The sequence below is a fragment of the Shewanella sp. 4_MG-2023 genome (assembly GCF_030548015.1).
Classification (GTDB): domain Bacteria; phylum Pseudomonadota; class Gammaproteobacteria; order Enterobacterales; family Shewanellaceae; genus Shewanella.
In genome coordinates, this window is the sequence record NZ_JAUORL010000010.1 from 81344 (window position 1) to 94433 (window position 13090).

At 41.6% G+C, this 13090-nt stretch carries 12 protein-coding genes; all 12 read right to left on the minus strand.

From position 1 onward, the window contains the following. Positions 1-32 precede the first annotated feature (32 nt). Positions 33-1439, minus strand: coding sequence for a sulfate adenylyltransferase subunit CysN (cysN, locus tag Q4546_RS07595; protein WP_102475723.1), 1407 nt, complete (start codon positions 1437-1439; stop codon positions 33-35). A gap of 121 nt (positions 1440-1560) precedes the next feature. Next, positions 1561-2466 (minus strand): sulfate adenylyltransferase subunit CysD, encoded by a 906-nt coding sequence (cysD, locus tag Q4546_RS07600; protein ID WP_076537299.1) that lies wholly within the window; start codon positions 2464-2466, stop codon positions 1561-1563. 393 nt (positions 2467-2859) lie between these two features. Continuing rightward, complete coding sequence (locus tag Q4546_RS07605; RefSeq protein ID WP_303446011.1) at positions 2860-3999, minus strand: sugar nucleotide-binding protein; 1140 nt, start codon at positions 3997-3999, stop codon at positions 2860-2862. Beyond that, positions 3996-4577 carry a dTDP-4-dehydrorhamnose 3,5-epimerase gene (rfbC, locus tag Q4546_RS07610; RefSeq protein ID WP_303446012.1) on the minus strand — a complete coding sequence of 194 codons (582 nt, stop codon included), beginning with the start codon at positions 4575-4577 and terminating at the stop codon, positions 3996-3998. The genes Q4546_RS07605 and rfbC overlap by 4 nt, the downstream gene beginning before the upstream one ends. Then, a complete protein-coding gene (gene rfbA, locus Q4546_RS07615) occupies positions 4577-5491 on the minus strand; it encodes a glucose-1-phosphate thymidylyltransferase RfbA (protein WP_303446013.1) in 915 nt (304 codons plus the stop codon). Before rfbA ends, rfbC begins: the two co-directional genes overlap by 1 nt. Continuing rightward, a complete protein-coding gene (gene rfbB / locus Q4546_RS07620; RefSeq protein ID WP_102520753.1) occupies positions 5484-6560 on the minus strand; it encodes a dTDP-glucose 4,6-dehydratase in 1077 nt (358 codons plus the stop codon). The genes rfbA and rfbB overlap by 8 nt, the downstream gene beginning before the upstream one ends. Positions 6561-6754: 194 nt before the next feature. Continuing rightward, positions 6755-8110: a phosphoglucosamine mutase gene (glmM, locus tag Q4546_RS07625; RefSeq protein ID WP_303446014.1), complete on the minus strand. Its 1356-nt coding sequence runs from the start codon at positions 8108-8110 to the stop codon at positions 6755-6757. A gap of 332 nt (positions 8111-8442) precedes the next feature. Further along, on the minus strand, positions 8443-9501 hold the full coding sequence (pseI, locus tag Q4546_RS07630) for a pseudaminic acid synthase (protein ID WP_303446015.1): 1059 nt from the start codon (positions 9499-9501) through the stop codon (positions 8443-8445). Continuing rightward, positions 9491-10138 (minus strand): UDP-glucuronic acid dehydrogenase, encoded by a 648-nt coding sequence (locus Q4546_RS07635; protein WP_303446016.1) that lies wholly within the window; start codon positions 10136-10138, stop codon positions 9491-9493. The genes pseI and Q4546_RS07635 overlap by 11 nt, the downstream gene beginning before the upstream one ends. Continuing rightward, entirely contained in the window at positions 10113-11186 is a 1074-nt protein-coding gene (pseG, locus tag Q4546_RS07640; RefSeq protein ID WP_303446017.1) for a UDP-2,4-diacetamido-2,4,6-trideoxy-beta-L-altropyranose hydrolase, read from the minus strand. The genes Q4546_RS07635 and pseG overlap by 26 nt, the downstream gene beginning before the upstream one ends. A 24-nt stretch (positions 11187-11210) precedes the next feature. Then, positions 11211-11906 carry a pseudaminic acid cytidylyltransferase gene (gene pseF / locus Q4546_RS07645; protein ID WP_303446018.1) on the minus strand — a complete coding sequence of 232 codons (696 nt, stop codon included), beginning with the start codon at positions 11904-11906 and terminating at the stop codon, positions 11211-11213. A gap of 2 nt (positions 11907-11908) precedes the next feature. Continuing rightward, positions 11909-13069 (minus strand): UDP-4-amino-4,6-dideoxy-N-acetyl-beta-L-altrosamine transaminase, encoded by a 1161-nt coding sequence (pseC, locus tag Q4546_RS07650; RefSeq protein WP_303446019.1) that lies wholly within the window; start codon positions 13067-13069, stop codon positions 11909-11911. Positions 13070-13090: the final 21 nt, after the last annotated feature.

A 13090-nucleotide genomic window follows, 5' to 3' on the forward strand; every position in this document is an offset into this window, starting at 1 on the left:
TTGATAAAGCCTAGGTGCTCATCTGTACTAGCTTAGCCTATGACTTTTGCGCCCCAATGAGGGTAATGTTTTCTAACCAATGCATTAAATTCGATTTCAAATGCTGAAGGTTTGGCTTCAGTGGTTGCTGCTTTGCCTTCTAATGAATTTCTTATCATCCCCGCGCCCACGGTGACATTGGTTAGGCGATCGATAATGATAAACGCACCAGTGGTTCGATTGATATCATAAGCATCAAACTGCACAGCTTCATTGACTGCAAAGTTACAGTTACCCATTTCATTAAGTTCAAGTTGATGTGCATCAAATGTCTCTAGGGTGTTCACATCGACTTTGTGATTCACATTCTCGACATAGCCATAAACTGATTTACTGCCCATTTTAATGGCATATTCACGATCGACATGTAATGGCTCTTCAGTCATCCACACCACATCGGCCTCAAAATTGCTGCTTGATAATGGCAGTTCATGTGGGCGAACTAGCATGTCACCACGGCTAATATCAATTTCATCTTCTAAGGTGATGGTAATTGCCATGCCGATAGTGGCTTTTTCAAGCTCGCCATCAAAGGTCACTATAGATTTAACTTTACTTTCTTTACCTGAAGGCAAGGTTTTGACGGTATCACCAACGCGGATATCGCCCGATGCAACCGTGCCACAAAAACCGCGAAAATCCAGATTTGGACGATTAACGTATTGCACTTGCATACGAAATGGGTGGGTTTTATCTTTGGCAACCGTCACGGTATTTAACAGTTTCATCATGGTTGAACCCGGGTACCAAGTCATGTTGGCACTCTCGTTGACGACATTGTCGCCCTTTAATGCTGAAATCGGCACAAAGCGAATATCGTTAAATTGCAGGTTTTCCGCAAACTCACGATAGTCTTTCTTAATATTTTGATAAACGCTTTGGTCGTAATCCACCGCGTCCATTTTATTGATGGCAATGATGACGTGCTTAATACCCAACTGAGAGCAAATAAAGCTGTGACGGCGAGTTTGTACTTGCACCCCATGCCTTGCATCAATCAAAATAATCGCTAAATCAGCAGTCGAAGCGCCCGTTGCCATATTGCGGGTATATTGCTCATGACCTGGAGTATCAGCAATAATAAATTTACGTTGCTCGGTGGCAAAATAGCGATAAGCCACATCAATGGTAATACCTTGCTCACGCTCAGACTGCAGGCCATCAACCAATAAGGCTAAATCGAACGACTCATCTGTGGTATTAAAGCGTTTTGAGTCTTTTTCAATGGCCGCCATTTGATCTTCAAAAATCATTTTACTGTCATACAACAAACGACCAATAAGGGTCGATTTACCATCATCAACACTGCCACAGGTTAAAATGCGCAGCATATCTTTATTTTCATGGACGTTTAAATAAGCTTCAATATCTGAAGCGATTAAAGCGGTATTAGACATCATAAATTCCTTAAGCTAACGCGCTGCTCTGAGCGTATATTCAACTGCAGCAACACATTGGTAATGTAATGGTTCAAATAATCAGAAGTGCCAAACACTTCATAAAAATGAGGTTTTAAAAAGCTTAGAAATACCCTTCCATTTTTTTCTTTTCCATTGAACCGGATGAATCATTATCAATCACTCGTCCTTGACGCTCAGATGTTGTACAAAGCAGCATCTCTTGAATAATCTCAGGTAAGGTTTGTGCAACCGACTCAACTGCGCCAGTGAGTGGATAGCAACCTAATGTTCTAAAGCGCACCATCTTATGCTCAATGACTTCGCCTTCTTCAAGCTCCATTCGGTCATCATCAACCATGATTAAGGTGCCATCACGCTCTAAAACTGGTCTTTCTGCAGCTAAATAAAGCGATGGGATTTCAATACCTTCAAGATAAATATATTGCCAGATATCTAATTCAGTCCAATTTGATAATGGGAAAACGCGAATGCTTTCGCCTTTATCCACTTTACCGTTATAAATATTCCATAACTCAGGACGTTGGTTTTTAGGGTCCCATCTGTGCTTGTTATCGCGAAAAGAATACACACGCTCTTTGGCACGGGATTTTTCTTCATCACGACGTGCACCGCCAAAAGCAGCATCAAAACCATGCATATCTAACGCTTGCTTTAAGCCCTCAGTTTTCATGATGTCGGTGTGCTTAGCACTACCATGAACAAACGGGCTACAGCCCATTTCTAAACCGCGAGGGTTTTTATGAACGATTAAGTCAAAGCCGTACTTTTCGGCCATTTGATCACGAAAAGCAATCATCTCTTTAAACTTCCAGTTGGTATCAACATGCATCAAAGGAAAAGGAATTTTGCCGGGATAGAAAGCTTTACGCGCAAGGTGCAATAAAACCGAGGAGTCTTTACCTACCGAGTAGAGCATGACAGGGTTATCAAATTCTGCGGCGACTTCACGCATAATTTGAATGGATTCTGCTTCAAGTTGCTTTAAATGAGTCAATTGTGTCGACATATCTATTCCAATAAACCTTTAATAATTCATACGCTTTAAACAGACAAATGATGATCCGTCTCATAGCCATGATTGTTAATCCAAAGTTGCATGCAATCATATTACCAGTATCAACTGATAGTAAAAGTTATTAATGAAGGGTTAGCTATAACAAAAAGGAATAAAAAGGATGAAAAGGTTTGTTTGCAATAATGATCTAAAAAGTAATAACTAACTCCTCCAATCATCTAAGTGGTAGAGAGTTACAACTGAAAAGCTAACTGCGAAAGGTTAGATGTTAACCAAAGACACTGGGAGGATTAGGCCGATTAATGAGTTAGCATTTGTGTAGCCGATTACTTAAGCTGAGCTTGAGCAAAATCTGTAAGCTGTTATAAATACTCTTAAAAAAAGTTATAAAACATCTATATCGAGATTTCTAATCAAAGTTTTAATGGATACTTGCCAATCACAAGCATCGATACCCCAAGCCATTTTTATCTGCTGGCAATCAAGCACACTGTAGGGTGGCCGCTTAGCAGGCAAAGGATAGTCCTGAGTATCAATCCCCTTGAGTGTAGGAACTGTTAGTAACTTAGCTTGTACACTTGCTTCATCGACAATGGCTTTTGCTAAACCATACCAGCTGGTAGCTGTATCGCCGCAGTAATGAAAAGTGCCCCAAACTGTTTTACCCTGCTGAATTTGCGCAGCGATGTTTAATATCGCTTTGGCTAAATCCCCCGCATAAGTAGGACAACCTATTTGATCGGCCACCATCGCCAGAGTCGGTTTAGTTTTGGCTAATCTCAGCACCGTTTTAGCAAAGTTATGCCCAAATTCGCTTATCAGCCAAGACGTTCGAATGATAATGTGCTGCGGCAGAATATCAGTAATCAATTGCTCGCCGCGCCACTTAGACTCGCCATAAATATTCAGCGGATTTGGCACAGCAGTTTCAGAATATGGGCTTGGACTGTTTTCAATTGCAGTTTCAATAGCAGTGTTAGAGGCGGTTGCAAAGGTTGCTTCAAGGCCACCAGCAAGCTTGGGCTCATCTACAGGCAGCGCTGAACTTGCAGCTTGAGATGGCAGCCTGCCACTTTTGCCATCAAACACATAATCAGTTGAGATATGAATAAGTGGAATAGATTCTTTTAGCGCCGCTAAGGCAAGATTCTTCGCCCCTGTGGCATTCACATCATCAGCAAGCTGCTGATGTGTTTCAGCCTGGTCCACTTGGGTGTAGGCGGCGCAATTGATGATTAAATCGGGTTTAAGCCTATCAATCATTTCCATGACCGCATTAGCGTCACTGATCTCTAAATCTGATTTATCTGCCGTGAGAAGTTGTAGCTCATTTGGCATGCATTGAGATGACAAGTCGGTGTTAATTTTACAGTGGCTCTCTCTGTTGTTCTCTCTGTTAAGAGCTCTGCTAATAATTCTAGAATAGTTGCCATTATTCTTGGCTAAAAAGGCATTATGATCTGCAATGCAGCGCCTAATACTCAATCCTAACTGACCATTAGCGCCTGTTAATAACAGCTTCACTTTGTGATGTCCGGCTTTAAGGTTAACGCCTGCTCATTGTGCATTGCTTTTAACGCCTGAAAAGATAACCCTTGTTGATCTTTAGCTGATTGAATGACCTCCCTAATAGGCCAATTAATGGCTAAGTCAGCATCGTCCCAGCTAAGACAAGCTTCATTTTTAGGGTCATAATAATCGCTACATTTGTATTCAACATCACAACACGCTTCTAAAGCAACAAAGCCATGGGCAAAGCCTTCAGGCACCCACAATTGTCGCTGGTTGGTCTCAGATAACTCAACCCCTACCCAAGCGCCATAAGTTGATGACTGTGGGCGGATATCAACAACCACATCAAACACCTTGCCTCTAACGACTCTCACTAATTTAGCTTGCGGCTTCTGGGTTTGAAAATGAAGCCCTCTAAGCACACCATAATGTGAGCGTGAATAGTTATCCTGCACAAAGGATTGATTGGCTTTTAGCAATTGTTGAAAACGAGCTTGTTGAAAGGTTTCCATAAAAAAGCCACGTTCATCTTCAAACACTTGAGGCTCAATGATTTTGACATCAGAAATGGTAGTATCAATAACCTTCATCAACGATGTTCCTCTACGAGTTGGCTTAGGTAAGTGCCATATGCCGTTTTTTGATGAAATTGTGCTTGTTGCGCTAACTCATCAACAGATAACCAACCATTAATGAAACCGATTTCTTCAAGACAGGCCACCTTTAAGCCTTGGCGTTTCTCAATGGTCTGCACAAAATGACTCGCTTCAAGCAGTGCATCATGGGTTCCGGTATCAAGCCAAGCAAACCCTCGCCCTAATATATCCACAGTTAAGGCTTTTTTAGCCAGATAAGCCATGTTCACATCGGTAATTTCAAGCTCACCTCTTGCTGACGGAGTAATACGCTTAGCAATCGATACGACCTCATTATCGTAAAAATAAAGCCCCGTAACGGCAAAGTTGGTTTTAGGGACGGTCGGTTTTTCTTCAATACTTAGGGCAATACCTTTATCGTCAAAATCAATGACCCCAAATCGCGCGGGATCGCTAACATGATAGCCAAATACGGTTGCACCAGACGCTTTGGCTGTAGCTTGTTTTAGCTTTTCAGTAAAGTTTTGCCCATAGAAAATATTATCGCCTAACACTAATGCCACGTTACTATCACCAATAAACTGCTCACCAATGATAAACGCCTGCGCTAAACCCTCTGGCGCTGCTTGCTCTGCATAACTGAGCTGAATACCAAAGCGTTCACCGTTGCCTAATAAGCGTTTAAAGCTGGGCAGATCTTCAGAGGTTGAGATCAGTAAAATGTCATTAATACCCGCCAGCATGAGTACCGATAAGGGATAATAAATCATCGGCTTATCATAGACAGGTAATAACTGTTTAGAGGTGCCAAGGGTTAGCGGAAATAAGCGACTGCCCGTGCCACCCGCTAATATAATGCCTTTATACTGTGCAGAAGTGATGGGCTGCACAGCGCTTAAACTACTCATTGATATTTCCATTAGCGAGCCCAAGTCTGTTAAGGCGGTAGTCACCAGTTAAGATCTGTTGCCACCAGCTAGGATTATCGATGTACCATTTAACCGTTGCAGCTAACCCCAAATGAAAATCATGTTCAGGTTGCCAACCTAATTGTGATTGAATTTTTGATGCATTAATGGCATAGCGACTATCATGACCGGGCCTATCGTCAACATAGGTAATTAACTCAGCATAAGATTGGCAGCCTTGCTTAGCCTCTGGTGCCAATTGCTCTAATAGCGCACATATGCTGTTAACCACATCAATATTGGTCACTTGATTAAGACCACCAATATTATAGCTTTGGCCTACTTCGCCATGTGTCAGCACTTGATAAAGGCCGCGAACATGATCCTCTACATGTAACCAGTCCCTTACTTGCAGGCCATTACCGTAAACGGTTAACGGCTTACCCGCTAAGGCATTTAAAATGGTGTGGGGGATCAATTTTTCAGGAAATTGGTAAGGACCATAATTGTTTGAGCAATGACTAACCAGCACTGGCAAACCATAAGTACGCTGCCAAGCATTGACCAAATGATCGGAAGAAGCTTTTGAGGCAGAATAAGGCGAGCTTGGTTTATATGACGTCTGCTCAGAAAATGGCAGTTCATCACTATCTAAGTCACCAAAAACCTCATCGGTTGAAATATGATGAAATCGAAACGCAGTTTTAGCATCAGTTGCTAGCGTGTTCCAATACTCACGGCACACTTCAAGCAATGTGAATGTCCCGATGATATTGGTTTGCATAAAAGCACTGGCATTATCAATGGAGCGATCCACATGACTTTCTGCAGCAAGGTGCATTACCGCTGTCGGTTTAAACTTGGCAAAAACCTGTTTTAGACTATTGGCATCACAAATATCTGCATGAACGAAGTGATATCGTTCTGAGTTCGCGACATCTTTTAATGAATCAAGGTTACCTGAGTAACTTAAGGCATCAAGATTCACGATAGATTCTTGAGTATGAGCTAACAAGTAACGTATTAAGGTGCTACCGATAAAACCTGCACCACCTGTGATTAAAATCATACTCAGTAAACCTTCAACATTAAAATGACCTTTAAAGCGCTTATATCAAAGTACTTATATCAAAGTGCTTTAAAGGTATTATACGCCAATTATCAATAGAAATTGATGTCTCACGCATAACAAAAATGCCAGAGTATCAATACTCTGGCATTTAATAGCATAGATAAATCTACCCTGATTGATAAGACAAATTATTAACTTGCCGCTTTAACCACATCCGCAATTGATTGCGCCTGGGTTTGGGTCATATCCGCATCGGTTGATTCAACCATTACACGGATTAATGGCTCAGTACCCGATTTACGCAATAACACACGGCCATTATCACCCATCACTTGCTCAGCAGCTGTTACTGCTTGCTGCACGGCATCAGAGGCAATAATTTCATCGGCGTTGTTGGCACTTAAGCGCACATTGATCAGCACTTGCGGCAGTTTTGTCATACCTGACTTAACTTCAGCTAAGCTTTTACCTGACTCAATTACAGCATCAAGCACTTGCAGCGATGCCACAATACCATCACCTGTGGTGGTATGTTTAAGGCTTAAGATATGGCCTGAGCCTTCGCCGCCAAGCAACCAACCGGTTTCTTTAAGCTGCTCAACCACGTAGCGATCGCCCACTTTAGCGCGAATAAAGGGAATATCCATTTCTTTAAGTGCCAGCTCTAAACCTAGGTTTGACATCAAGGTACCGACAACACCGCCATTTAACTCACCAGCTTGTTGAAACGCTTGCGCTAAAATAAAGATGATTTCATCGCCATCAACCACATGGCCGTTATGATCAACAAACAACACCCTGTCAGCATCGCCATCTAAGGCAATACCTAAGTCAGCCTCATGCACCATCACTGCAGTTTGCAGGCTATCAAGGTGGGTTGCGCCACAGCGTTCATTAATGTTTAACCCATCTGGTTTATCATTAATGCTGATCACTTCAGCTCCGAGCTCAGCATACACTTCTTTAGCGATGTGATACGCTGCGCCATTAGCCGAATCAACCACAATTTTTAATCCTGCAAGGGACTTATTCTTATCGAAAGTACCTTTACAAAACTCAATATAACGCCCAGCAGCATCAGCAATACGGCGAACTTTACCGAGCTTTGCCGAGTCCACACACGACATTGCGCCATGATTAATGGCTTGATCAAGTAAGTGTTCAATTTCTAATTCTTGCGCATCATTAAGCTTAGTGCCCGAGTTTGAGAACAGCTTAATACCGTTATCGTAATAAGGATTGTGCGATGCACTGATCACTACCCCTGCATCAGCTCTAAAGGTCGAGGTTAAATAGGCAATCGCCGGCGTTGGCATAGGGCCAACTAACGCGCAATTAATGCCCGCAGCAGAAAAGCCGGCTTGCAGAGCAGTTTCTAACATGTAACCACTAATACGAGTATCTTTACCAATAATGACTTCTTTGGTGCCTGCTGACGCTAAAACCGTCCCTGCAGCCCAACCTAACTTCATCGCAAAAGACGGGTTAATCGGAAAATCACCCACCTTTCCTCTTACACCATCGGTGCCAAAATACTTACGAGACATAACAACTCCAAAACCAACAGTCCATGTTGGTATAAAACAAAAGTAAGGTCACTTTTTCAAGTGGAGGCAAATTATATACGAAAAGCCCGCGCATTTACTCATCTAATTGTGACATTTTTAAGCCACAGCAATCTTTATGGGATGTTAACCACTAAACAAAAAGTGGTTAACCATGGGGTATGCCATTTTTAGCTTTTATAAATAAGTTTCCAAGATGCATATCGTTCATGGCTTATCATTCAAGCAACACTTAACATAATAGGTCATGTATTGCGTAACCTACAGACTTGCTTTGAAGCAGAGATAATCGTATTCATCCACAATATGGCAGGTTAATCGGAAAGTATTGCATCAAAAGTGAGTGCTGTACCTTTTGTTAAATTCTTGCCTGCAAATTTACTTAATACTTGTTCATAATGTTTCGGTGCCAATCCAAAACCTGGACGAATACTGCGGACATTTTCAGCCGTAAACATTTCACCAGCCTTTATGTCTTTTACCACATACAGTGAGCGGCGAAACTTTACATTGCCTTTTTCTGCTTCAGTACGCTCATAGTTTACTTGTCCCATGGCTTGCCATGCTGTTTTTGAATCTTTGCACAATTGCGCTAATTCAAGTGGCTCTATCGAGAAACTGTCATCTACACCTCCACCATTTCGGTCGAGAGTAAAATGTTTTTCAATTAGACATGCTCCTAAAACAACAGATGCTACAGCAGTTGCATTATCTATCGTGTGGTCAGATAAGCCTGACAAAACGTTGAAACGTTGCCCAATATCTGTAATTGTTCGTAAATTATATTGCTCTGCAGGCGTCGGATAACCACTAACACAGTGCAGTATAACTAACTCTTTACAGCCATTTTGATATGCTGTGTCGATAGCCTCTTGTATCTCATCTTTATTAGCCATACCTGTAGACATAATCATTGGTTTACCTGTTTTAGCTACGCATGCAATCAATGCCAAATCAACAAGTTCAAATGAAGCAATTTTATATGCTGGCGCATTAAGCTCTTCCAATAAATCCACCGCCGTAAAATCAAACGGCGAACTAAAGATAGTAATACCTAACTCTTTAGCTTTTTCAAACAGTGGCTTATGCCAATCCCATGGCATATGAGCACCTTTATATAGCTCGAATAAGCTTTGGCCATCCCATAAGCCTCCATGAATTTGAAAGTCTTTTTTATCACAATCAATTGTTAAGGTATCTTGCGTATAGGTTTGTAATTTTATTGCGTCTGCGCCCGCCTTTTGGGCCTCTTCCATAATGCTGAAAGCACGGTTTATATCCCCATTATGGTTAGCTGATAACTCCGCGATAATGTAAGGCTCATAGTCTGGGCCAATTTTTCGGCCATTTATTTCTATATAATTATTTGTCATCAGACTTCTCCAATCGGATATTATATCTTTGATTATTAATTTCTATATATGCAGGGAATCTTTGCGGGTCACAAACTCTGAGCAAATTAAACTGTGAGATAATTGACTGATTCACATCTAACTTACTATCTTCTGGTGTTCGTTTTCGATGATATGAAGCCACATCGCTTTTTTGTGGTGTAGCTATGGCATTTTCAATATTTTCACATGCCCAAGACATCAGCTCTAATTCTGCTTTAAATAATTTATGATTAATTTCATCGTAAAGCTCATTGCCTTGGAGCTTGATAATTTTCTTTTGCCAAATATCACCTGAGTCCACACGATCTTCTGCATTTAATAGAGAAAGCGTTAAAGTATTTTTTCCATTTACAACATCCCAAATATGTGGACTCCAACCTTTTCCTTCAGGTAGATCGCTCGCATGAAGCACTAAACTATAACTAAATAAGTTTCTTATAGATTTTCGGACAATTTCAGAACAAGATAATAAAAACAGGATATCTCCTGCCATTTTAATATCTTTAACTGTAGTTAATAGTGCAATATCATAGGTTTGACTATTTTGCTGCATCCAATTTTCTAAGTATTTATAAACTGGATGTTTAGGGTTACTGCAAATTACTGTGATTTTCATTTTTTAACCTAATAAACTCTGCAACAACTCTATTTGTCCCTTTACCATCACACAATGCTAAATTCACATTATGATACTGTTTCCAAGAGCTTAATAGCGTTTGAAAAGCGTTTGTTATGTATTGTTCAACATCATTCAAAGTTAGTGCTATAACGGCACCATGCTTGACTAATTGTGTGGTGATTGTTTTTTGGTTATCTGCAAGAGGGATAATGATGCTGGGTAAACCTAAACACGCCCGCTCCCAACTGGTGGTACCCGGTGCTCCGATGGCAATATCATGCTCTAGCATCAATAGCGCCATATTGTCGCTAAAGTCACAATGAGTAACATCGTCATGATGATTACACCAATCGACAACCTGTTGATAATGAGGCGCTCGCGGACTGAGCAATACAGTAAAGGTTGCTTCCACTTTACCGACTAATGATGTTAAAACTGCTAGCGTTGCATTAGGTGCATCAATTCCGCCCATAGAAACCAATACCTTTGGCGTATTAATAGGAGCCGTTTTAGTTAATGCCTTACTTCGATGCAAGTTAAATTGCGGGGCTAATAAAGCGTAATCAGTTCCGGCTAAAACCACCGTTTCACTGCTGTACTCTTCCGCTTGTCGCCCCAAGGTTTGATCTAAAATACAATCGGCATCGTGGTATCTAACAAGATCATCTATTGCAACAAGCTTGCAGACAAGTGCAACTTTAATTATCTTTTGCCACTCTTGAGCAATCGCGTAATGGTCGGTTATCACTATGTCGGCTTGGTTAACTTGATTGATGAAGTCGACAGCATCTTGTGCGACACTTCTTTGTAGCCAACCAAGGTAGTCGGTATCACTTATCGGTGTTATTGGAGAAGATTCGGCCGTGAGTTTAATGACTTGATGATGTCTTTGTTCGATATAAGCAATCATATCGCCCGCTTGAGGCAAACAAGCAAAGCTGACATCGTGATGCATTTTTTTCAATGCATCAGCCAGAACTAGGCAACGCATAACATGACCACTGCCGATCCAAATCGAAGCATCGACACGAAATACAACTTTCATAAATGGACTCTTTTGTACAATGGTTTAAGCCTGCTGTTGAAGTAACGTAAATAAAGCTTCAGCAAATTCCCAATCTTCTGCGGTATCGATATCTTGCACGCGAATCCTTGGAAGCAGTACTACACGCGAGTGGGTAGCAAATATCGCTTTACGCTGTAAAAATGCGTCTTTACGTCCCCAATAAAATTGCCCCGCATCATGGTAGGCTTCGTCTAAATCCTGTGAACGCACTTGCTCTTTAGTGGCATCAAACATAGAAACCTCCCCCTGTTGGGAGAGCTTAATCGCCCGCTGAATAGGAAAAGAAAATGTGGCTGCACTAAAAGTAAACTCTATATCTTTATCTTGTTGCAGTTTTTGATAACCTTCAGTCAGCAACTCTGGTGTCACAAATGGCGCAGTAGCGTACAGACAACAAACAGCCTCAATATTCCAACCTTGTTGTACGCACCACTGGATAGCATGGTGCATCACATCCATGGTGGTGGCATGGTCATCAGCTATATTATCGGGCCGTATAAATGGCACCTGAGCACCAAATTGCTTGGCCACTTCGGCAATCTCAGCATCATCAGTTGATACAATAACCTTATCAAAACAGCCCGACTTCAATGCTGCATCAATCGAGTACGCTATCATCGGTTTACCGTGAAAAAGTTTTATATTCTTACGCGGTATTCGTTTACTTCCACCGCGGGCTGGAATAATCGCAATGTTCATGATTATCCCTTTAATATTGAGGTAAGCACGCGAACCACTTCATCTTGTTGTTCATCAGTCATCAAATGGAACATCGGTAATGAAATCGCTTCTTGATAATAAGCTTCTGCTTGCGGGAAGTCCCCAAGCTTGAAACTCATTCTTTGATAATAAGGCTGAGTATGAACGGGAATATAATGCAAATTAACCCCTATACCATTTTCACGCAGCGCGGCAAAAACATCACCATGCGTCTTTGAAATAGCCTCTAATTGCAAACGAATGACATATAAATGCAACCCTGAATAGGTGCCTTCTAACTGATAAGGCAAAGTCAGTGGCAAGTTTTGCAATAATTGATTATAACGCTTAGCAAGACGGTGACGGGTGGCAACAAAATCATCTAAGCGTTGCATCTGCGATACACCCAATGCTGCTTGTAATTCAGTCATACGATAGTTAAAGCCAAGATCAATTTGCTCGTAATACCAACCACCGTGAGATTCATTTTCCATCAGTTTGGGATCACGGGTGATCCCATGGCTACGATAAAGCGCCATTTTATCTGCTAGCACTTGACTATTCGTCATAGCAGCGCCACCTTCTGCAGTGGTAACAATTTTCACCGGATGAAAACTAAACACTGTGATATCTGAGTAGGCACAGTTACCAATTGGCCTATCTAAGTAACGTCCGCCAATAGCGTGGGATGCATCTTCGATAATGCTAAATCCGTATACTCTTGATAATGCATGAATTCTCTGCATATCACAGGCTTGGCCACATAAATGAACTGGCACAATCACCTTAGGTAAAACATTATCAGCCTTGGCTTGAATGAGTTTAGCTGCTAATGCATCCACACTCATATTGTAGGTTTGAGGGTCGATATCAACAAAATCGACACTGGCACCACAATATAAACCACAGTTTGCAGAAGCTACGAATGTCACTGGAGTGGTCCATAGTATGTCGCCTGGGCCTAAACCTAGCGCTAAACAAGCAATATGCAAAGCCGACGTTGCACTATTCACTGCCAAAGCAAATTCAGCACCGGTATGCGCTTTCAACGCAGCTTCAAAAGCCGGAACCTGTGGCCCTTGAGTCAAAAAATCAGACTGTAAAACCTTAACCACGGCATCAATGTCTTGCTGAGTAATGTCTTGCTTACCATAAGGGATCATAATGTATCTCTACGACTCAAT